Genomic DNA, 20362 nt, shown 5'->3' with positions numbered 1-20362 from the left:
GGACGGTATAGCCGTTTTTGCTTGATGCAAGGCGGAGGGTTAGCGGAAATGACGAAAATTACCGCCAGACAGCGCCAGATCCTGTGGCTTCTGCTTGAAGCCAGCGGAGAGATTACCGCTGTAAAAATTGCCGAGGCTACCGGGGTAAGCGTAAGAACCGTACACCGGGAGATGGAGGATATAGAGTCCGCGCTTGAGGACTTTGGTCTTGATCTCATCAAAAAATCAGGCAAAGGAATCCAGTTGAGCGGCCCGGAGGCCGGTCTTGCGGAGCTGCGCCTATTCCTGCGGGAAGAGAAGCCGGCGGATTATTCCGGCGAAGACCGCAAGGTATTCGAGCTCTGCGTGCTGCTGGAGGCAGAGGAGCCGGTGAAGCTGTTCACACTTGCGCATTCCCTCAAGGTTACAGTTGCTTCTATTAGCTACGATCTGGATGAACTGGAGCAATGGGTCCGTAAGTTCGGCCTGGAGCTGGTTCGTAGACGAGGCTACGGCGTAGAAATCACCGGCAGCGAGATCGACAAGCGCCGGGCGATTGGCCGGTTAGCCGCAGAGCATCTGGATTTGTCCGATCTGGTCGGCCATGGTTCTGTGGCTGAGAGCAATCCGGCTTTTCGTGTTCTATTAACTACAGTTGGACAATCCAACCTTATGGAAGTAGAGAATACGCTGTGGGATATGGAATGGAAATGGACGGCGGAGCTTCCCGAAATTGTCTATATGGAGATGCTCCTGGCCCTTGCTGTCACTACCCGGAGGATTGAGCTTAGCCGAAGCATCGACAGCGGGGCGGATGCGGGCTATTCCAGGGTGTCCGATCACCGGAACATTGCCGGAGCCGAGCGATTTGTGGGGCAGCTCGCTGAGGTGCTTAAGCTGAAAATCCCCCGGGTAGAGATTCTGTATATCGCCGGGCTGTTCGACCGGGTCCAGGATTCCTTCTCCTCGTCGGGCTACGCCTATGGCGATATTGAATTAATGGAGATTGTCTATAAGCTGACGGAGAGTGTGGTCAAGCGGACAGGGCTGCCCTTCCAGAGTGACCGTACTCTGCGCGAGGGGCTGCTGGAGCATATTGATCCGGCGCTGAAGCGGATCCGGGAAGGCACACGCATCCGCAATCCGCTGCTCGGCCCGATCCGCAGGGATTACGAATATCTGTTCAACATCATCCGCGCAGCCGTGGAGGATATGCAGCTGGAACTTGCGATTCCGGATGAAGAGATCGGATTTCTGGTCATGCATTTCGGAGCTTCCGCAGAGCGGCTGAACCAGCTAAGGCGCAACGTAAGAGCCATTCTGGTCTGTGCCAGCGGCCTTAGCTCTTCCCGTCTGCTCGCCACCCGGCTGACCAAGGAAATGCCGCAGATTGAGATTCTGGGCAACATCTCCTGGTATGAAGCGGCGCGCCTGCCGGATGAAGATTACGATCTGATTATATCTACCATTGATCTGCCGATTGATAAGGAGCGTTACATCAAGATCAGCCCCCTGCTCACAGCGGAGGAGATTGAGAAGCTGCTGAATTACATCCAGAATACTACCCTGCGGGAACGAGGGAAGGGGATGTCCGGTGAACCGGACCAGGCGGTGCGGGAGGAAGCCTCGCTTGAACGGCTCAGGAGCTACAAGGGTATTCTGGATGAGATCGTCAGCTTGCTGGAGCGGTTCCGCTTCCATCCGATTGATAATAAGGGGATGGATCTGTCAGCGACGATAGTGGAGATGCTGGAGACACTGAATGGAAACGGCGTGGTCGGGGATGCCGGTATTGTGCTGGAGCGTCTGCTCGAACGGGAGCGGATGACCAGCCAAGTGATACCCGATACCGCATTGGCGTTGTTCCATACCAGAAGCAGCCATATTCACCTGTCATCGTTGACCCTGTACCGGCTTGATCAGCCCGTAATTCTGGAGGGGGATACAGAGGTCAGAGTCATTCTGCTCATGCTGGCTCCGCGCAGACTCTCCAAGGAGAGCCTGGAGGTGCTCAGCGAGATCAGCGCACTGCTTCTGAATTCCGAGCTGGTTCAATTGCTGGAAGAACGTTCAGAGTCAGAGATCCGGGGGTATTTGTCCTCGGAGCTGCTTCATTTTTTTCAAAATAAAAGTTGAAAGCGGGAGAAACCATATGAGTATACTGTCAGAAAATAAAGTGATTATGCACGGTGCGGCAAACGATAAATACGAAGCCATCAAGATGGCGGGCAAGCTGCTGGTCGATGCAGGGCATGTAACGGAGGAATATGTTCCCAAGATGCTGGAGCGCGAGAAAGTGGTGTCCACTTATATGGGCGGCGGATTGGCTATTCCGCATGGTACCAAAGAAGCGCGGCCTTTTATTAAGTCAACAGGGTTGTCTATTATCCGCTTCCCGGACGGGGTGGATTTCGGCGGCGATGAGCCGGCGTTTGTAGTCATCGGCATTGCAGCTGCAGGTGACGGGCATATGGAGGTTCTGACGAACGTGGCGATGATTTTCACCGAGGATGATGCCATTGACCGCGTCATGAACGCCCCTACGGCTGCTGATGTTATTGCAATCTTCGAAGGGGGACTGGAGTAATGAAGGCGGTCCATTTCGGCGCGGGCAATATCGGCAGGGGCTTCATCGGGCTACTGCTGTCGCAGGCGGGCTATGAAGTTACTTTTGTGGATGTGAATGAGGCCTTTGTTACCCAGCTCAAGGAACGCGGCGAGTATCCGGTCACGCTGGCCAGCGACGGTCAGGAAACGGTCATCGTGAAGAATGTAACGGCTCTTAGCAGTGTCACGCATGCGGATGAAGTGGCGGCGACTATTGCTGAAGCGGATCTGGTTACTACGGCGGTCGGCGTGTCGATTCTGAAGCATATCGCGGGTGTACTGGCTGATGGCATCAGCAGAAGAGTAGCTGTCTCCTCCGCGCCGCTGCATGTGATCGCCTGCGAGAATGCGATTGGCGGCAGTGCACAGCTCAAGGAGCTGGTGTACGCGAAGCTCGATGAAGCTGCCCGTGCGAAGGCTGAATCTTCGGTTGCTTTTCCTAACGCGGCAGTGGACCGGATCGTTCCGCTCCAGCAGCATGAGGATATTCTGAAGGTGGTCGTTGAGCCGTTCTATGAATGGGTGGTGGACGCCTCGCAGATGATCCCGGGCTATACGCCGGTTGAAGGTGTGCATTATGTAGAGAATCTGGAGCCGTATATTGAACGCAAGCTCTTCACTGTGAACACGGGGCACTGCTCTGCGGCGTACCTGGGCTATCTGCAGGGCTACGAGACCATACAGCAGGCTATGGCGGATGAGGCGTTAACGGCGAAGGTTCGTGAGGTACTTGAGGAGACCGGCGCAGTGCTGGTCCAGAAGCATGGCTTCGATGAAGCGGAGCACAGTAAGTATATCGATAAAATCCTGGAGCGCTTCCGCAATCCGGCGCTGACCGATGAGGTGTCCCGTGTAGGCCGTTCGCCGCTGCGCAAGCTGTCGCCAAATGACCGTCTGGTATCCCCTGCAACGCAGGCGTATGACAGAGGGCTGAGCTACACCGCGTTGACACGTTCCATGGCCGGTGCGCTGCTGTTCAAGGAGGGGGATGACCCGGAAGCGGTGGAGCTGCAAGCCGCAATCGCGGAGCTTGGAGCAGAAGCAGCGCTGACGAAGTACACGGGTCTTGCTGCGGATCACCCTATTCATCAGTCGGCGATGGAGCAATACGCGAAGCTGAGCTAAGAACATATGAGCTAACAACATAAAAATACAGCCGCAGGGAAAGCCTATAAGCTTATCCCTGCGGCTGTTTGCGTTAGTCTGTGACTCTTAAAAGAGTGGCAATACCGTTTTTCGCTTGAAAGAAAAGACTTTATATATTTTGGGGTCCCCGCAAAGTACCTGAATAGGCTTCGGAGCTAAAGCCCCAATTTATCGGGAGATTCTCTAGCTGTTCTCCAGAATCGTCTGCAGTGTCGTGCGGTCCAGTCCTTGTACCAGCTTAATCAGCAGCTCTTTGGCTGCCGCATAATCATCACTGTGGATGATCGAGGTTGCCGTGTGGATGTAACGGGAGCAGATCCCGATCACCGCTGAAGGAATACCGATTCCGCTGAGATGCACCTGACCCGCATCCGTTCCTCCCTGGGAGACGAAATACTGGTATTTGATCTTATGGGTATCAGCTGTATCCTGCACATATTCAATCAGTCCCCGGTGGGTAATCATCGTCGGGTCAAAAATACGCAGCAGCGCGCCCTGGCCCAGATGGCCGAAGGCCTGGCGGTCGCCGGTCATATCGGCAGCGGCGCTGGCATCCAGCCCGAAGAAAATATCCGGTGCCAGCAGATTTGCAGCTGTCCGGGCACCGCGCAGCCCGACCTCTTCCTGAACGGTAGCCCCGCAGTAGAGCGTATTCGGCAAGGCTTGCCCGTGCAGTTCCTTCATTAATTCAATAGCCAGTCCAACGCCATAGCGGTTGTCCCAGGCTTTGGCCATAATCTTCTTCGGATTGGCGAGTGGTGTGAACGGGCAGACCGGCACGACCTGCTGTCCTGGAGCTACACCGAAGCTCTGCGCCTCTTCCCGGCTGTCTGCGCCGATATCGATGTACATCTTGCTGATCTCCCCGGCTTTGCCGCGTTCATCCGCGCTCAGCAGATGGATAGGTGTACTGCCGACCACGCCGTTCAGCGTACCCTTCGGCGTAATAATCTGCAGGCGCTGTGAGGCCACGGCCGAAGCCAGCCATCCGCCCAGCGGTGTGAAGCGGATCATCCCGTTGTCTGTAATGCCGGTAACCATGAAGCCTACCTCATCGAAATGGCCGGCCACCATAATCTTGGGACCGTTAGCTTCACCGCGCATCACACCGAACAGGCTGCCCAGCCGGTCCTGTACGAATTCGTCCGTATAAGGCGTCATAGCCTCCTTGACATAAGCGCGCAGCTCGCGCTCGAAGCCGGAGGCTGAGGGGAATTCTGTTAATGTTTTGAACAATTCAAGTGTGTCTGTATTCATACATATATCGCTCCTTTATGTTATGACATCTAGTATGAACATTCTTACTCCGCTTGTCCATGCCGGGAGGGCAAATGAACACAGAGACTCCCTGTGCGAATACTATACCGTAAGGGCTCTGCAGGCAGGAGCCGGAGAAAGGAAGCGAGGAGAATGTGGCTCTCGGGGAGCGTAGCCCAGGCAGGCAGCCGGAGCGGATTCCGGAAAGTGCCGGCCCGCAGGCAGGGCTTGCCCAGGCGGTACCGCCGCCGGTACGGGCGGGAGAATGAGGCAGTGCTGATCCTGGTGCTGTTTCTGCTGCTGATTGTTGTGCTGTTTTATTTTTCCTGAGCAGGAGGGACATAACGGGGCCGCCTGAAGTGAACAATAAGGAAAACTTAATTCCGCACAGCACGAAGGGACGGGACTACAGCACAGCTTACCCGCTGCCCGTTCCCTTTCGTATCCAACAGTTCAGGGGGTGTCTGCATTGCCGGCAAAAACAAAAAAGTCAGGCGTCAAGCTGAACCTTGACGGTCTGACCCCGAAGTCTTATCAGGAATTGGCCAAGCCTTATGTACCCTCCCGTCCGATATTCAAGAATTGTATACGTGCCTTCCTGTCGGGAGGCTTGATCTGTGTGCTGGGACAAGGCATCCAGGAAGCGTTCATGGCGATATTCGATATGACCTCCCGGGAGGCGGCAAGCCCGACAGTTGCCATTCTGATTCTGCTCTCCGTCATACTGACCAGCTTCGGGGTGTATGATAAGCTCGCCCAGTGGTGCGGTGCCGGCACAGCGGTTCCGGTCACAGGATTCGCCAACAGTATGTGCTCCGCCGCACTGGAGCACCGGGCTGAAGGGCTGGTGCTGGGTGTGGGGGGGAACATGTTCAAGCTGGCCGGGTCGGTTATTGTGTTCGGTGTCGTTGCCGCTTTTATCGTGGGTGTAGTGTATGCCGTTATGGGCTGGGGAGGTGCACATTAAACGATGAAGCAGCTCGGCAGTCAGACCTGGGAATTTACGAACCGTCCGGTGATCCTTGGGACCTCCGCTGTGGTGGGACCTGAAGAAGGGGAAGGGCCGCTGGCCTCAAGCTTCGACTTCATCTATGATTCGCTGGAGATGGGCGAGAAGACATGGGAGAAGGCAGAACGCGCTCTGTTCGAAAAAGCCGCCAAGCTCGCCCTGATGAATGCGAATCTGGAGCAGGATAAGCTGGAATTCTTCGTCGGCGGGGATCTGATGAATCAGATCATCAGCAGCTCCTTCGCCGCGCGGAAGCTCGGCGTGCCTTACTTGGGAGTGTTCGGTGCCTGTTCCACCTCGATGGAGAGCCTCGCCATCGCCTCCATGATTGTGGATTCCGGCGGCGGCAAGTATGCGCTGGCCGGTACATCCAGCCATAACTGTACAGTTGAGAAGCAGTTCCGCTACCCGACAGAGTATGGCTCGCAGAAGCCGCCCACCGCCCAATATACCGTTACAGGCTCCGGCTGCGCAGTGGTAGGAGTGAACGATGGGGCGGTTCAAGGGCCGCAAGTGGTGTACGCAACTCTTGGGCGCATCATGGATCTGGGGCTGAAAGATCCATTCAATATGGGAACTGCTATGGCCCCGGCAGCCGCCGATACCATCACGGCACATTTCCGCGATACGGGGCTGTCGCCCGGTCACTATGATCTGATTGTTACGGGCGATCTGGCTTCCGTCGGCTTGCCGATTGCCAAGGATCTGCTGGCCAAGGAAGGCATCCCGATGGAGGAGACGGTCTTCAATGACTGCGGACTCATGATGTACGACCTGGACAAGCAGAAGTATGTCATTGCCGGGGGAAGCGGCGCGGGCTGCTCCGCCACGGTAACCTACGGGCATATTATCGGCCGGATGAAGAAGGGGGAGTTGAAACGGGTATTGATCGTGGCGACTGGAGCGCTGCTCTCGCCGCTGTCTTATCAGCAAGGGGAGAGTATTCCGTGCGTAGCCCATGCGGTAGCCCTGGAGATCGGAGGTGAGGGAGCATGATTTATTTATGGGCTTTTCTGGTCGGGGGTGCGATATGCGTGATCGGCCAGCTGATGTTCGATGTGCTGAAGCTGACTCCGGCCCATACCATGAGTACGCTGGTGGTGCTTGGTGCGGCTGCCGATGCTTTTGGCATCTACGATCCGCTCGTGAAATTCGCCGGAGCCGGGGCCAGCGTGCCCATTACCAGCTTCGGGAATTCTCTGGTCCACGGCGCGCTGACTGAGCTGGAACGCGATGGCTGGGTCGGTGTCGTCACCGGGATCTTCGATGTGACCAGCGCCGGGATTTCCTCGGCGATTGTCTTCTCTTTCCTGGCGGCGCTGGTGGTCCGGCCGAAGGGGTAACTGACGGTAGATGGAGCGTATACAGATATGTTAATTCCGGGATCGCCCATGGCGGTCCCTTTTTATATGAAGGGGGTGTACGACGCCGGATGCGGGTTTCTTTTAGACAAATCTAGCATGCCGCTCTATAAATTCACTTGGCCTAACATGTACTTTCGGTACTCCTATCATGTAAAATGTATATATTACTGCTTATTCTGATATAGGAGGGTTTAACATACATGCCCGTACGTCAAGAATCCACGCAAATTATGAACGCTGTCCGCACTAATCTGGAATCCTGTATTCTCGGTAAAAGCTTTGAAATAGAACTGCTGCTGACTGCACTGTTAGCGGGCGGACATGTCCTGATTGAGGATGTTCCGGGGACTGGCAAAACCCAGCTGATCCGCGCGCTCTCCCGGTCGATGTCCGGCGAATACCGGCGCATCCAGTGTAACCCGGATATTCTTCCGAGTGATATTACCGGCGTATCCGTCTATCATCCGCGTGATGAGATGTTCCACTTCCGTCCGGGTCCGGTGATGACCAATATCCTGCTGGCCGATGAGATCAACCGGGCGACCACCAAGACCCAGTCCGCACTGCTTGAGGTAATGGAAGAACGCAATGTTACGGTCGATGGAGAGACCTATCCCCTTCCGCATCCGTTCATGCTCTGTGCGACCCAGAATCCGATAGATTTCGAGGGAACCTATACCCTTCCCGAAGCTCAGCTGGACCGCTTCATGCTGCGCATCAGCCTGGGCTACCCCGATGCCGATACCGAGAAGAACCTGCTGCTAACCCATCAGCAGGGCCAGCCGGTGGACAGGCTGGCTCCCGTAACCAGCATGGAGACGATTGCTGCCATTCAGGAGGAGATCCGTGATGTGTTCATCAGCGAGCCGGTGCTGAACTACCTGCTGGATGTGGTCCGCCAGACGCGGGTACATCCGCTGGTGATGCTGGGCGCAAGCCCCCGGGCATCCTTATCGTTCATGATGGCCTGCAAGGCCTACGCTTTTCTCCAGGAACGGGATTATGTGCTGCCTGACGATGTGAAGACCCTGACCCCGTATACACTGGGACACCGGATCCTGCTGCGGCCGGAATCACGCCTGGACAACGTCAGCATGGACTCCCTGCTGCAGAAGCTGCTTCAGAGCATTAATGTGCCTGTAACCATGAGGCAATAAGATGAGGGCCTTACTTACGCGGGCTGCCGCTGCGGTTCAGCTGAGGAAGTTCACGGGCGTTCTGGCAATTTGGGTCATTACACTCTTCTACGTGCTGTTTCAGGGCGGCAAAACCTCGTTCATGCTGTTCATCATGGTCTCTGTTCTTTTTCTGTATCTGTTCATTGGCGGTCTTGAAGGGGTCCGGCGGGCCAGAGGTGCACGCAGCTTCTATTCCGAACAGGATAAGCCGGATCTGCTCTATGCCGGGGGTTTTCTCAAGGTGAAGCTGGAAGTGACCATTCCGGGATTTCTGCCTTTGCCCTACGTGGTTGTAAGAGAAATTCTGAAGCGCCATAACGGAGAGTCCTGGGTGTTCGAGGAGAGCCTGATTCCGAACATGGGCGGACGGGGCGAGCTGCTGTTCCAGACGCCGCTGCTGGAGCGGGGCCGTTATTCTTTTGAGAATACGGATATTCTCAGCGAGGATATCTTCGGTCTGATGGAGCATAAGGGGACCTTCAAGGCAGAAGGCCAATTCCGGGTGATGCCACGGGCCGTCGTAGTGCCGCGCTGGCAGCTGTATGAGCGAAAGGCGCGCCTGTCGGGGCCGCAGGTATCACTGCTTCAGTCCAGGCGCGAGACCACGCAGATCAACGGTGTCCGTGATTATGTCTACGGGGACCGGCTGACGCGCATTCACTGGAATGCAACGGCGAAGACCGGCGAGTGGAAGTCGAAGGAATTCGAGCATGAATCCGTTCCCAGAACCATTCTGGTGCTGGACGGAACCTCCAGCGGCTATTATAACTCTGCACAATTCGAGCTGGCAGTCTCGGTCACGGCTTCTCTCCTCGGCTTCGGCATCCGGGAGCGGATCGGCATCGGCCTGTGCTGTCTGGATAAGCATAATAAGGTGTTCAGTCCGGCGGAAGGCAATGCCGAGCGGCAAAAGATGATTCAGTATCTGATTGACATCAACGCAGAAGGCAAGGGGCCGCTGATTGACAGGCTGGAGAGTGTCCAGCGGCTGTTCCCCAAGGGGTCGTATTTCGTACTGATCAGTCCGCAGAGCGGCAGAGTGGTACTGGATACGCTGCGCTGGGCGGAGAACCGGGGGATGACCCCTTCCCATATTCATGTTCTGCATCCTTCCGGGAAATACCGGGCCGGAGAGTGGCAGAATATTCTGCACTCGCATGGCGTTACCGGACATAGCATCAGCACACTTCAGGAGCTTCCTGCGGTACTTGGAGGTGATTCTGTCCGATGAAGCACTGGTTCCAGGCGATACGTTCCTCATGGCATCACGGGCTGACGCTGCTATGGCTGAGCATTATCGCCATGCAGTGGGTGTCCTATACGGTGCCCTTCTGGCTGCAGGAGACCACCGTTTCTGTGGCGCTAACCCTGCTGGCTGTTACAGCTATTGAAATCATTTTTCCGTTCAAAAGAGTGTACCGCATGCTGCTGGAAGGCGCGGCAGTGGTATTAATTGTATACAACGTGATTATCAGCTACGGGATTTACATTCCCGATCCTCTGCTGCCGGCATTTCTTGACCGGCTGCCCGGGATAGCGGTATCGATGATTCCGTACATGTGGTTTGTGCTGGGGGCTTGGGCGCTGCTGCTTATGTCCGCTTGGTGGGTGAACGGCAAGGCGCGGATTCTGATGTTCATCGCGGCGAATATCACGGCCTTCGCCGCGCTGGATTCATTCACGACAGCGGTAATGTGGCAGGAGGTAGCCTGGACGGTCTTTGCCGGGATGGGCTGGCTGGTCACCCGGCATCTGAGGAATTTCCAGCTGCATTATCCGCGCGGCTGGACCTATATGCTGAGGTATCCGATGAAGGTTGCCTTGAATATAGCGATAGTTTTCTCACTGGTCATCCTTGCCGGGGTGAATATGCCGGGCGTGCGTCCCACCTTGACCGACCCTTATACCGCCTGGCAAAAGTGGAATGGGAACTCCGTCTCTTCCAGACCCTCCTCCGGGAGCGGGGACGCTGCAAGCGGCGGGTCAGCGGCGAACGGGACGACCTCGGGCTACAGCCTGAACGATGACAATCTGGGCGGGGGCTTCAACTTCGATTATTCGCCGGTCATGCAAGTGACCTCCGATCTGCGCACCTATATGCGCGGCGAGATCCGCAGCGTGTATTCGGGCAAAGGCTGGACAGACGATGATACCTCCGGCCGGGGAACGCATAACGAGGTGCAGGTGGGCGAGCCGCTGGAACGTGCTGCCGCCTCCAAGACAGAGACGCGTACGCTCAAGCAGACTGTCAAGCTGCTCGGAGGGAACAGTTATCCGGTTCTGTTCGGCGGCTATTCGATCTCGGGGGTAGACTCGGTGGACGGGCAGGAACAGAGCACCGGCTTGTCCTGGCGGAGTGAAGACAGTGAGCTGCTGTGGAATCCCGGAGGCAAAACAAGAGCTTATCCGCAGACCTATGTGGTAACCTCGGAGGTGCCGGTGGTTCCCCTTCAGGAGTTAAGCAAGCAGACCTTCGAGCAGCTCTATGGGAACAAGAATATCGACCCGCAGTATCTTCAGCTCCCGGATAACTATCCCGAGCGGGTGAGCGCGCTGGCCAAGGAGATTACGGACAGAGCACAGACGCCTTACGAGAAGACGATCCTGCTGCAGCAATACCTGCAAGCAACCTTTCCCTACACGAATCAGCCGGATACCTCACGGGCCAGAAGCAAGGACATGGTCGAGAGCTTCCTGTTTGAGATCAGGGAAGGATACTGCGACTACTATTCCACGGCGCTTGTCACCATGGCGAGGTCACTGGATATACCGGCCCGCTGGGTGAAGGGATATGCTCCCGGGGAGCAGGCCGAGATTCCGGATAGCGTAATGCTTCAGCAGGGTGCTGCCGGTTATGTAAATAACAATTACACGATTACCAATGCAGACGCCCACTCCTGGGCCGAGATCTATTTCGGCGATTACGGATGGGTTCCTGTTGAGGCAACGCCAGGATTCGATGTTCCGGTGCTGACGCAGAGTGAGCAGGATAATCCGGACCAACCTGAGGTAGAGGTAGAGGAGCCTGAAGAGCTTGAACCGGCGGCAGCGGGCCAGACGGACAAGTCTTCCGGATTCCATCCCGGCACCTGGGCCGTGGCTGGAGCAGCGGCTGTACTCCTGCTCTGGACCCTATTCCTGATCTGGCAGCGCCGGCTGAGCCTGCGCTTCCTGATTACCCGTATCCGCCTCGGCGGCCAGCCCACTCCGGCGCAAAAAGTTGCCGCAGAAACGGAGCGCTGGGTAAGGTATATGCGCAGGAAGGGTATGCTGAAGAAAGAGCATGAAACCCTGCGCGAATCCGTGGCACGGTGGAGCGTGGAACGCCCGCAAGCTGCAGGCAGTCTTGCTGCACTGCTGAAGATGTTCGAGCGGGCGAATTACAGCCCTGAGGTTATTGAAGACAAAGACTGGCACAGCGTGTATACTGAAGCTTTGCGGCTGCGAAAAATCATGAAGTCCGGCAAGTAATGCCCACTGGTGGTGAAATGCTGCCGGACCCTGGGATTTTTGCAGTCCTATAGAGCCGGGTTACAAGTTTCCTGTATGAAAATGAGGTGAATGTATTGTTTGAAAGATTAGTCCCCAAGCTCCGGGTCAACACGGTGTTTGATATCGCTCTGGAGGAGCTGTACCGCCAAGGCTACCGGGGAATTATTACGGATCTGGATAATACGCTGGTCGGCGCCAAGGCGCCGCTGGCTACTCCTGAGCTGCTGCTCTGGTTCGCCAAGGTGAAGGAGCTGGGCTTCAAGCTTGTGATCGTATCCAACAACAATATGGACCGGGTGTCGCGTTTTGCCACCCCGCTGAATATTGAATTTGTACATCAGGCCAAGAAGCCCAGCAATTCCCCGTTCCTGCGGGCGATGAAGCTGATGGAGCTGGGACCGGAGCAGACAATTGTGGTTGGCGACCAGATGCTTACGGATGTATATGGCGGCAACCGGCTGGGTCTGTTCACGGTACTCGTGCTGCCGATCTCCGTCAAGGATGAAGGAATAGGAACAAGAATTAACCGCAGAGTGGAGCAGATAGCCTTGACCCGTCTGCGTAAGCAAGGATTGTGGCAAGAGGAGGATAAATCTTAATGAATGCAATGAACGATGGAACAGCGCGGCCTGAGAAATGCAGCGGCTGCGGCATTAAGCTACAGAGCGTAGACAAGGAGCTCCCCGGCTATATTCCGGAGGTCGCCTTCGAACGGGAGCCGGTAATTTGCCAGCGCTGCTTCCGGATCAAGAATTACAATGAAGCCTCTTCCGTATCGGTGAACCAGGATGAATTCCTGAAGCTGTTAAGCGGAGTAGGCGAGAAGAATGCACTGGTAATCCATATTGTGGATCTGTTCGATTTCGAGGGCAGTCTGATTTCCGGGCTGCAGCGGTTTGTCGGCAATAATCAGGTCATTCTGGCAGTGAACAAGATTGATCTGCTGCCGAAGGTGACCAACTGGAACCGATTGCGCAACTGGATGCAGCAGCGCTGCAAGGAAGAGGGACTGCGCACGGCGGAGATTGTCCTGGTCAGCGCGAAGCGTAATCAGGGCTTCGACCGTCTGCTGGAGGCCGTTACCGAGCTGCGCGGCCAGCGTGATGTATACGTTGTCGGGGCTACCAATGTAGGCAAGTCCACCTTGATTAACCGGCTGATCTCCGATTACAGTGACCTGGAAGAGGAGCTGACGACCTCCCGTTATCCGGGCACTACCCTCGATATGGTCAAAATCCCGCTGGATGACGGCCATTCCATCATTGATACGCCGGGAATCGTGTACCCGTGGCGGTACAGCGAGCTGGTCGAGCGCAAGGATCTGGGCGCAGTGATGCCCGAGAATCCGCTCAAGCCTGCGGTCTATCAGCTGAATGAAGGCCAGTCGCTGTTCTTCGGCGGACTGGGACGCTTCGACTTCATTCAGGGGGAACGCCAGTCCTTCACCTGCTTCATCAGCGGCACACTGAAGATTCACCGCACGAAGCTGGAGCGTGCAGATTCTCTGTATCAAGACCACCGGGGCGAGCTGCTGTCTCCGCCGGGAACGGCCGACATGGATAAGCTGCCGCAGTGGCAGCGCCATGAATTCCGTATCGCCAGGAATAGTGAGACCGACCTGTTCATCTCCGGTCTGGGCTGGATCAAAGTGAACGGTACAGCCGGAGCGGTAGTAGCTGTCCATGTGCCGCGCGGCGTCAAGGTGCTTACCCGTCCTTCGCTGATCTAATTGTACAGGAGGAAGGCGACATGACTGAGACAAACAGGAACACGCAGAGTCACGGGGAGCTGCTGCTGGGCGTGATGGGTGACCCGATTGCCCAGTCCAAATCCCCGCTGATGCACGGGGCGGCGCTCCAGGCGCTCGGTCTCTCCGGGGCTTATGTGCCGCTGCACATTACGCCTGACAAGCTGGGCGATGCGGTGCAGGCGATACGGACGCTTGGCTTCCGGGGCGTGAATGTAACGATCCCCCATAAGGTTGCCGTGATGGAGTATCTGGACCGGCTGGATTCAAGTGCGGTGGATGTCGGCGCAGTCAATACCATCGTCAACGACAATGGCATACTGACCGGCTTCAATACGGATGGCATCGGTTATGTCCGCTCACTGAAGACAGAGGCTGCGCCGGATCTTACCGGCGCCCGCATCCTCGTGATTGGAGCCGGCGGTGCGGCCAGAGGGATTGTCTCGGCGCTGCTGAAGGAGCAGCCGGCAATGATCCTGATTGTGAACCGAAATGAGGAACGGGCCCGTCAGCTGGCAGACAGCTTCAGCAGCCGGGGCAGCTTAACCGGAGCAGGGATGGATGCCGTTCCCGGCGTGCTGGGCAGCATGGATATTGTAATTAATACGACATCCGTAGGCATGTATCCGCATATGGAGGACATGCCGATCGATCCGGCCGGGCTGCATGAAGGGATGATCGTCAGCGATCTGATCTATAATCCGCTGCATACCCGGCTGCTTACAGAGAGCATGAAGCGCGGCTGCACCGTTCACGGCGGGCTGGGCATGTTCGTCTACCAGGGAGCTTACGCCCTGGAATATTGGACGGGGCTTACGGCTCCCGCAGCGATTATGCGGCAGACTATTGCGGATTGTCTCGGCCAGGTGCCGGGCAAATGATTTTCACTGAACAGGGTAATAATATATGTTAATTAAGGAGTTTTCACATTTATGTTAACAGGCAAACAAAAACGTTATTTGCGCTCTTTGGCTCATCATCTGGATGCTGTATTCCAGGTTGGCAAAGGCGGCGTAAACGATCATCTGATCCGTCACATTGAAGAAGCTATTGAGAAACGCGAGCTGATGAAGATCAGTGTACTGAATAACAACGCTGATGATCCCAAGGAAATTGGTGCCGCGCTTGCCGAGCAGTCCGGTTCGGAGCTTGTTCAGGTTATCGGCAAGACTATCGTTCTGTACAAGGAATCACGCGACAACAAAACGATTGAGCTTCCAAGATAGGAGGTTGACCTCTTGAGAGTAGGCATAATGGGAGGGACCTTCGATCCTCTGCATATCGGCCATATGATGGCCGCTGAGACGGCGCGCGAGAGCTACGGTCTGCAGGAGGTCTGGTTCATGCCTTCGCATATTCCGCCTCATAAGCATGAGGCCGGGGCAACCGGTGAAGAGCGGCTGGCAATGGTGGAGGGAGCGGTGAAGAATCACCCTTCCTTTGGCATTCTTGACTGGGAAATCGTGCGGGGCGGAGTATCCTATACGCTGGAGACGGTGATTAGTCTGCAGGAGGAATATCCGCAGCATGAGTTCTTTTTCATCGTGGGTGCGGATATGGTTCAGTATCTGCCCAAGTGGCAGGGGATCGAAGAGCTGGTGCAGCGGCTGACCTTCATCGGTGTCGGACGTCCGGGCACTCCGCTGGATCTGGGACTGCTGCCGGAGTTCATTGCCGGTAAAGTGCTGCTGGCGGATATGCCGCTGGTCGATCTCTCCTCCACCATGCTCAGAGCCCGGGCCGCCGAAGGAAAGTCGATCCGCTATATGGTTCCGGATGCTGTATATGAATATGTTCAAAGGAGTGGATTGTATGGAGTACAGCCGTGAAGCGCTGATTGAGGCGGTATCCGGCCAGATGCCGGACAAACGCTGGAAGCATACACTCGGTGTGATGGAGTCTGCTGTGAAGCTGGCGCAGCGGTATGGCGCTGACCCGCAGCGGGCCGAGACCGCTGCCATCCTGCATGATGTGGCCAAATATTGGCCGGTGGAACGGATGCGGGAGATCATTGAACAGAATGGATTATCCGCTGAGCTTTTGAAATATGACAAGCAGCTATGGCATGCTGAGGTTGGTGCTTATACCGCCGAGCATGATTATGGCATTACGGATTCGGAGGTACTGGATGCGATCCGTTACCATACCTCGGGCCGGGAGAACATGAGTCTGCTGGAGCGGATCGTCTGTCTGGCTGATTATATTGAGCCTGGACGGGACTTCCCCGGTGTGGAGGAGATCCGCAGGCTATCGAAGGTCAGCCTGGAGGAAGGGCTGATTGCTGGACTGGATTCCACTATACGCGTGCTGCTGGAGAAGCGCCGGGTCGTATTTCCGCTTACGGTGCTGGCGCGCAACGATTTAGTTAGAACATTGGAGGATAAACTATGAGTGTACAATCAAACAAGCTGTTTGAGCTGGCGTTACACGCCGTTCAGGATAAAAAAGCAATGAATGTGGTGGCTCTCGATCTGCGCAGTGTGTCGCCGATCAGCGATTATTTCATCATCTGCCACGGTAATTCCGATACCCAGGTTCAGGCAATTGCCACTGAGGTGCGCAAGGTTGTTCATGAAGCTGGCGGAATGATCAAAGGCATTGAGGGGATGGATGCAGCACGCTGGGTACTGATGGACCTTGGCGATGTGATCGTCCATGTCTTCCACCGCGATGAACGTGAATATTACAATATTGAGCGTCTGTGGTCGGATGCCAAGGTCGTGGAGACGGTATGAGTCTGATTGCAGGAACTAAGGTTACGCTTGAAGTGATGCGGGAGGTATCCCCTTACGGGTACTTCCTGAGCGCAGGCGACCAGGATATCATGCTTCATTACACCGAGCTTGTGGGCAGCAAGCCGAAGATCGGCGACAAGGTGGAGGTATTCCTCTTCTTCGATACCGAGGACCGTCCTGCGGCGACGATGAAGAAGCCGTATCTGACGCTTGGCGAGATGGCGCTGCTGGAAGTGGCGGATATCCATCCGCGGCTGGGCTGCTTCCTGGAGATGGGGCTTGGACGGCAGCTGCTGCTGCCGCTCAGCGAGCTTCCCGAGCTGGTGGAGCTGCGTCCGCAGATTGGCGACAAGGTCTTCGCAATTATGGAGCATGACAAGCAGGGACGTCTCCGTGCCAAGCTGGCCGGAGAGCAGGAGCTTGCGCCGCTGGCCTTGCCTGCACCGGAATCGTGGCAGGGGCAGACGGTCACAGCTCGGGTATACAAGCCGCTGCAGATGGGCACCTTCGTGCTTGTAGATGCTGGTGTGCTCGGCTTCGGCATCATCGGTATGGTCCACTCCTCTGAACGCGTTCGCTTGCTGCGTCTGGGTGAAGTGATTGAAGCGCGCGTGGCCCATATCCGTGAGGATGGCCGCGTCAACCTCAGCATGGGCCACCGCAAGGAAGTGGGCCGTGATGTGGATTCGGCGGCTCTGTTAGATTTTCTGGCTTCCCGTCCGGGCGGCGGAATGCCATATTCGGATGCTACGCCTCCCGATATTATCAAGCAGCGCTTCGGCATCAGCAAATCAGCGTTCAAGCGCGCGCTGGGCAAGCTGATGAAGGAAGGGCTGGTTGTCCAGAAGGAGAACTGGACCTATCTGGCTTCCCGCGAAGAGGAACAGGCCGGACCGGACAGCGATTCTGACAACCAATAGTATAGAGAAAGCGGTGTACGCAGTGTCTTCCTATGGCAAATTTGCTTATGTATACGATGCGCTTATGGCGGATATGCCGTATCCGGATTGGCTGGCCTTTGCCGAGACGGCATGGGGCAAATACGGCAAGCCGCGCACGGTAGCCGAACTCGGCTGTGGTACCGGCAGCCTGACGATTCCGCTGGCGGGGGCAGGGTATCACATGACGGGGATTGATCTTTCTTCGGACATGCTGTCCGTTGCCCAGCGTAAGCTGGAGCAGCAGCCGCAGGGACGGCGCTTTTTGCGGGAGGGCAGTGTGCAGTGGGTTCAGCAGAACATGAAGGAATGGGAGCTGCCGGAGCCGGTGGATTCCGTGATTTCCTTCTGCGACTGCCTGAATTATGTGCTGGAGGAGCAGGACATCCGGAAGGTATTCTCCTGCACGTATGGCGGGCTTAAGCCAGGCGGGACCTTCCTGTTCGATGTGCATCATCCGAACACGCTGATCCGCTATGAGGAAGAGCAGCCCTTCGTGCTGGATGAGCCGGATGTATCCTACATCTGGACCTGTGAGCTGGATGTGCCGCGCCGGGAGATTGAGCATCACCTGTCCATCTTCGCCCGCGAGGAGGGCCGCTCAGACACGTACCGGCGCTTCGAAGAGACTCATACCCAGCGTGCCTATGACCCGGAGTGGATGAAGCAGGAGCTGCTTGCCGCCGGATTCAGCGAGGTGTCGGTGTATGCGGACTTTGAGTGGGTGGCGGCGGATGATTCGGCGCAGCGGCTGTTCTATGTGGCTGTGAAATGAAGCTGCTAAAGAAAACTTGAAGCGTAATCGTCACTGCGGAGAACATTTGGACTTTTAGCCGCTGGTCAACAGAGTTCTTTATTGTATAGAGCACAGATGAGAACTTGAAGCGTAATCGTCACTGCGGTGAACATTTGGACTTACGGCCGCTGTTGTCTGCAGATTTCATGATTTAATACTGCTGTTCGCGGTAGAAATCCGCAGACAAAGGCGGACGCTACCGCTCCTACAGTTCCAAATTTCCCCTCCGTTCCTTTTTGCTTTTCGTTTAATTATCAAGTGCTTCTTATACAACCGCTTATAGCAGTTGAAATCTGTTGAAGACAGCAGAAGTTCCAAATTTCCCTCTTCGTTCCTTTAGCTTTGGTTAAATTCTTTAGAGCTTCTTATGTGGTTTAGGTAGTATGGAGGTCCTTACCCGAATTGGGTAAGGGCCTTTTCGATCTTCAAACACTATAAATGCTGAGCCTGAAATATATGCGAAAAACAGGCATGACAAGACAGAGGCCTTGTCACCCCCAGGAATGAAAATAAGTCGGGTGCATCAGTCGCATCCCGACTTTTATTTTCGTATTAAACCGAAAACAATGGGCAGGCGCGAGGTGTGTAGCCGTTCCTGCTTGCAAGACATAGCAAACCGGACCCTATCCGAAGGATAGGGTCCGGTCATCTTTCAAGCAGGCTTACCGGTGTTCGAACAAATCGATGGTGCCGAGTACAATATGCGCCAGACCAAATCCAAGAATGCCGGTTGCCGCGATCTTATATCTGCTCCCCAGAAAAGCTGCACTCGAAGCAGTAACTACGGTTCCCAGTACGGCGGGTATCATCCCTTCACGCATTCGAAACACTCCCTCACGGTAGTTTGAAAGACATTAGTTAGTGTGGGTTAAGGCCTGGACAATTATACTTCGAGTTTATGCCAGCGGCGGCAGGGAAGCGGCTGTCTGTTATAAACGGTCAATCTGCCACTCCCGCTGTGGTCACCCGGCCGGAAGGGTCTTCGACCTCATGCACATTGTAGAGCACGCGCGCCAGCAGATCCTGGCTGTAATTGCCGAAATGCTTACCGTAGATCGTCAAGCCGCGCTTGTTCACCGGTTTGTCGGTGACGGCAATGCGGAAGGTCAGCTCGCTTTTGTAATCCAGCTTGATGTCGTCAAGGGTAATGTCTGAGATGCGGCAGCCGTCAATGAAGCTGCCCTCCTGATTGATGCGGATCAGCTTCAGCATGCCGTACTGGTTGAGATGGGGAGGCCACCAGTCCGGGTTGAAGGTGCCGCGCGCATCGCCGAAGTCACCGGGGCTGGTCCAGAAGCCGATCTCGATGCCGTTCACATAGAAATACAGATCCGAGGGATAATTATCGCTGAACCCAGGAGCCTCGGAGCCAATCTCCATGGAGAACTGGATTTCCCGGAAGGTCTGGTTGGCTTTGAGATAGTTAGGGATGCGGTATTCCAGGAAGCCTTCGGCCATCCAGATGATCTCGGAATCGATCCGCTGGGGATCGGCGAAGTAACGCGGCTCGTCGAAGTCCCCGATAATGCTGTCCTTGGTGGCCAGTCCGCAGGTCGGAACAGCCTGATAATTACTGTAATGGCCCACCTGAATCTCGACCTCGTACAGATTATCGACATCCTTGCTGCGCAGATCCACCATCAGCTTATCTTTATTCAGGTAGCAGACCTTCTGAATTCCGTGCTTGCCTACGGCCGTATTAATCTCAATTAAGCCGCTCTCCTCCAGCTTCTTGATATGCATGGTAATAGCCCCGTTGCTGAGATTCAGCTTCTTGGCAATTTCGTTGAGATTCAGGGCCTGATTGGTCGCCAGCAGCTCAAGAATCTGGATGCGGATTTCCGAGCTGAGCGCCTTGAAGATATCAATCCCGCTCATCAGATCTTTAATATAAATCATATTTAGAGTACCTTCTTCCACTGAGGTCATGAGAATCGAAACTATTTTATAAAATTATAAACTAACCGACCCTAAAAGGAAAGTATTCTGCCTTTATTTGTAGAAATCGATTAAATTTAAGCTAAAAGTAAAAGTTAAAGGCTGTTTGTTTTATATAATTATGAATACTTAATGCGCGGTTAAGTCAATATTAAATGATTTTTTTCAGTAAAAAG

22 protein-coding genes are annotated in these 20362 nt (G+C 55.3%); 19 read left to right on the top strand and 3 right to left on the bottom strand.

Annotated elements, in window-relative coordinates:
* The first annotated feature begins 48 nt into the window (after nt 1–48).
* Genes C173_RS13925 through C173_RS13915 form a run of 3 tightly spaced genes read left to right on the top strand, consistent with a single transcriptional unit; the run spans nt 49 to nt 3711 of the window.
* A complete protein-coding gene (locus C173_RS13925; protein ID WP_036725727.1) occupies nt 49–2115 on the top strand; it encodes a BglG family transcription antiterminator in 2067 nt (688 codons plus the stop codon).
* Between the two features lie 16 nt (nt 2116–2131).
* Nucleotides 2132–2566, top strand: a complete 435-nt coding sequence (locus C173_RS13920; RefSeq protein WP_036725726.1) for a PTS sugar transporter subunit IIA — start codon at nt 2132–2134, stop codon at nt 2564–2566.
* The gene (locus C173_RS13915) at nt 2566–3711 is read left to right on the top strand and encodes a mannitol-1-phosphate 5-dehydrogenase (RefSeq protein WP_036725725.1); all 1146 of its coding nucleotides are present in this window, start codon (nt 2566–2568) and stop codon (nt 3709–3711) included. The genes C173_RS13920 and C173_RS13915 overlap by 1 nt, the downstream gene beginning before the upstream one ends.
* A 204-nt stretch (nt 3712–3915) precedes the next feature.
* On the opposite strand, the gene C173_RS13910 is transcribed toward C173_RS13915, so the two are convergent.
* The gene (locus C173_RS13910) at nt 3916–4989 is read right to left on the bottom strand and encodes a M42 family metallopeptidase (protein ID WP_036697912.1); all 1074 of its coding nucleotides are present in this window, start codon (nt 4987–4989) and stop codon (nt 3916–3918) included.
* 153 nt (nt 4990–5142) lie between these two features.
* Here C173_RS13910 and C173_RS34235 point away from each other — a divergent pair, with 153 nt between their 5' ends.
* From C173_RS34235 to C173_RS13835, 16 genes are all read left to right on the top strand, one after another.
* Nucleotides 5143–5319: a hypothetical protein gene (locus tag C173_RS34235; RefSeq protein ID WP_155991454.1), complete on the top strand. Its 177-nt coding sequence runs from the start codon at nt 5143–5145 to the stop codon at nt 5317–5319.
* 139 nt (nt 5320–5458) lie between these two features.
* The gene (gene spoVAC / locus C173_RS13905; RefSeq protein WP_036725723.1) at nt 5459–5956 is read left to right on the top strand and encodes a stage V sporulation protein AC; all 498 of its coding nucleotides are present in this window, start codon (nt 5459–5461) and stop codon (nt 5954–5956) included.
* A 3-nt stretch (nt 5957–5959) separates the two neighbouring features.
* Nucleotides 5960–6994, top strand: coding sequence for a stage V sporulation protein AD (spoVAD, locus tag C173_RS13900; RefSeq protein WP_036725720.1), 1035 nt, complete (start codon nt 5960–5962; stop codon nt 6992–6994).
* Nucleotides 6991–7341, top strand: a complete 351-nt coding sequence (gene spoVAE / locus C173_RS13895) for a stage V sporulation protein AE (protein WP_036697920.1) — start codon at nt 6991–6993, stop codon at nt 7339–7341. The genes spoVAD and spoVAE overlap by 4 nt, the downstream gene beginning before the upstream one ends.
* 221 nt (nt 7342–7562) lie before the next feature.
* Entirely contained in the window at nt 7563–8519 is a 957-nt protein-coding gene (locus C173_RS13890; RefSeq protein WP_036725719.1) for an AAA family ATPase, read from the top strand.
* A 1-nt stretch (nt 8520) separates the two neighbouring features.
* The gene (locus C173_RS13885; protein ID WP_036725716.1) at nt 8521–9771 is read left to right on the top strand and encodes a DUF58 domain-containing protein; all 1251 of its coding nucleotides are present in this window, start codon (nt 8521–8523) and stop codon (nt 9769–9771) included.
* Entirely contained in the window at nt 9768–12011 is a 2244-nt protein-coding gene (locus tag C173_RS13880) for a DUF4129 domain-containing transglutaminase family protein (protein ID WP_036725714.1), read from the top strand. The genes C173_RS13885 and C173_RS13880 overlap by 4 nt, the downstream gene beginning before the upstream one ends.
* Nucleotides 12012–12106: 95 nt before the next feature.
* Nucleotides 12107–12631, top strand: coding sequence for a YqeG family HAD IIIA-type phosphatase (locus C173_RS13875; protein WP_036697929.1), 525 nt, complete (start codon nt 12107–12109; stop codon nt 12629–12631).
* Nucleotides 12632–12639: 8 nt separating this feature from the next.
* Entirely contained in the window at nt 12640–13761 is a 1122-nt protein-coding gene (gene yqeH / locus C173_RS13870; RefSeq protein ID WP_036725851.1) for a ribosome biogenesis GTPase YqeH, read from the top strand.
* Between the two features lie 20 nt (nt 13762–13781).
* Nucleotides 13782–14660, top strand: coding sequence for a shikimate dehydrogenase (aroE, locus tag C173_RS13865; protein ID WP_036725704.1), 879 nt, complete (start codon nt 13782–13784; stop codon nt 14658–14660).
* 51 nt (nt 14661–14711) lie between these two features.
* Nucleotides 14712–15005, top strand: coding sequence for a ribosome assembly RNA-binding protein YhbY (yhbY, locus tag C173_RS13860; RefSeq protein WP_036697934.1), 294 nt, complete (start codon nt 14712–14714; stop codon nt 15003–15005).
* 12 nt (nt 15006–15017) lie between these two features.
* Nucleotides 15018–15608, top strand: coding sequence for a nicotinate-nucleotide adenylyltransferase (locus tag C173_RS13855; RefSeq protein WP_036725703.1), 591 nt, complete (start codon nt 15018–15020; stop codon nt 15606–15608).
* Nucleotides 15592–16170 carry a bis(5'-nucleosyl)-tetraphosphatase (symmetrical) YqeK gene (gene yqeK, locus C173_RS13850; RefSeq protein ID WP_036725702.1) on the top strand — a complete coding sequence of 193 codons (579 nt, stop codon included), beginning with the start codon at nt 15592–15594 and terminating at the stop codon, nt 16168–16170. Before C173_RS13855 ends, yqeK begins: the two co-directional genes overlap by 17 nt.
* Nucleotides 16167–16514, top strand: coding sequence for a ribosome silencing factor (rsfS, locus tag C173_RS13845; RefSeq protein WP_036725699.1), 348 nt, complete (start codon nt 16167–16169; stop codon nt 16512–16514). Before yqeK ends, rsfS begins: the two co-directional genes overlap by 4 nt.
* A complete protein-coding gene (locus tag C173_RS13840) occupies nt 16511–17434 on the top strand; it encodes a CvfB family protein (RefSeq protein ID WP_036725698.1) in 924 nt (307 codons plus the stop codon). Before rsfS ends, C173_RS13840 begins: the two co-directional genes overlap by 4 nt.
* Nucleotides 17435–17456: 22 nt before the next feature.
* The gene (locus tag C173_RS13835; RefSeq protein WP_036725696.1) at nt 17457–18227 is read left to right on the top strand and encodes a class I SAM-dependent DNA methyltransferase; all 771 of its coding nucleotides are present in this window, start codon (nt 17457–17459) and stop codon (nt 18225–18227) included.
* Nucleotides 18228–18910: 683 nt separating this feature from the next.
* On the opposite strand, the gene C173_RS13830 is transcribed toward C173_RS13835, so the two are convergent.
* A complete protein-coding gene (locus tag C173_RS13830; RefSeq protein ID WP_036725695.1) occupies nt 18911–19069 on the bottom strand; it encodes a hypothetical protein in 159 nt (52 codons plus the stop codon).
* A gap of 118 nt (nt 19070–19187) precedes the next feature.
* Nucleotides 19188–20147, bottom strand: coding sequence for an ArsR/SmtB family transcription factor (locus C173_RS13825; protein WP_036725693.1), 960 nt, complete (start codon nt 20145–20147; stop codon nt 19188–19190).
* Nucleotides 20148–20362 lie beyond the last annotated feature (215 nt).

It is taken from the genome of Paenibacillus sp. FSL R7-277 (genome assembly GCF_000517965.1).
In the GTDB taxonomy this organism is placed as follows: domain Bacteria; phylum Bacillota; class Bacilli; order Paenibacillales; family Paenibacillaceae; genus Paenibacillus_AQ; species Paenibacillus_AQ silagei.
The sequence above is the reverse complement of the archived record's forward strand: the minus strand, read 5'-3'. Positions and strand labels throughout refer to the sequence as shown.

Bases quoted from the DNA above. Each gene is read 5' to 3' on its own strand.
- C173_RS13925 (WP_036725727.1), top strand. From the start codon at position 49: ATGACGAAAATTACCGCCAGACAGCGCCAGATCCTGTGGCTTCTGCTT.
- C173_RS13920 (WP_036725726.1), top strand. From the start codon at position 2,132: ATGAGTATACTGTCAGAAAATAAAGTGATTATGCACGGTGCGGCAAAC.
- C173_RS13915 (WP_036725725.1), top strand. From the start codon at position 2,566: ATGAAGGCGGTCCATTTCGGCGCGGGCAATATCGGCAGGGGCTTCATC.
- C173_RS13910 (WP_036697912.1), bottom strand. From the start codon at position 4,989: ATGAATACAGACACACTTGAATTGTTCAAAACATTAACAGAATTCCCC.
- C173_RS34235 (WP_155991454.1), top strand. From the start codon at position 5,143: ATGTGGCTCTCGGGGAGCGTAGCCCAGGCAGGCAGCCGGAGCGGATTC.
- spoVAD (WP_036725720.1), top strand. From the start codon at position 5,960: ATGAAGCAGCTCGGCAGTCAGACCTGGGAATTTACGAACCGTCCGGTG.
- spoVAE (WP_036697920.1), top strand. From the start codon at position 6,991: ATGATTTATTTATGGGCTTTTCTGGTCGGGGGTGCGATATGCGTGATC.
- C173_RS13890 (WP_036725719.1), top strand. From the start codon at position 7,563: ATGCCCGTACGTCAAGAATCCACGCAAATTATGAACGCTGTCCGCACT.
- C173_RS13885 (WP_036725716.1), top strand. From the start codon at position 8,521: ATGAGGGCCTTACTTACGCGGGCTGCCGCTGCGGTTCAGCTGAGGAAG.
- C173_RS13880 (WP_036725714.1), top strand. From the start codon at position 9,768: ATGAAGCACTGGTTCCAGGCGATACGTTCCTCATGGCATCACGGGCTG.
- yqeH (WP_036725851.1), top strand. From the start codon at position 12,640: ATGAACGATGGAACAGCGCGGCCTGAGAAATGCAGCGGCTGCGGCATT.
- aroE (WP_036725704.1), top strand. From the start codon at position 13,782: ATGACTGAGACAAACAGGAACACGCAGAGTCACGGGGAGCTGCTGCTG.
- yhbY (WP_036697934.1), top strand. From the start codon at position 14,712: ATGTTAACAGGCAAACAAAAACGTTATTTGCGCTCTTTGGCTCATCAT.
- yqeK (WP_036725702.1), top strand. From the start codon at position 15,592: ATGGAGTACAGCCGTGAAGCGCTGATTGAGGCGGTATCCGGCCAGATG.
- rsfS (WP_036725699.1), top strand. From the start codon at position 16,167: ATGAGTGTACAATCAAACAAGCTGTTTGAGCTGGCGTTACACGCCGTT.
- C173_RS13840 (WP_036725698.1), top strand. From the start codon at position 16,511: ATGAGTCTGATTGCAGGAACTAAGGTTACGCTTGAAGTGATGCGGGAG.
- C173_RS13830 (WP_036725695.1), bottom strand. From the start codon at position 19,069: ATGCGTGAAGGGATGATACCCGCCGTACTGGGAACCGTAGTTACTGCT.
- C173_RS13825 (WP_036725693.1), bottom strand. From the start codon at position 20,147: ATGATTTATATTAAAGATCTGATGAGCGGGATTGATATCTTCAAGGCG.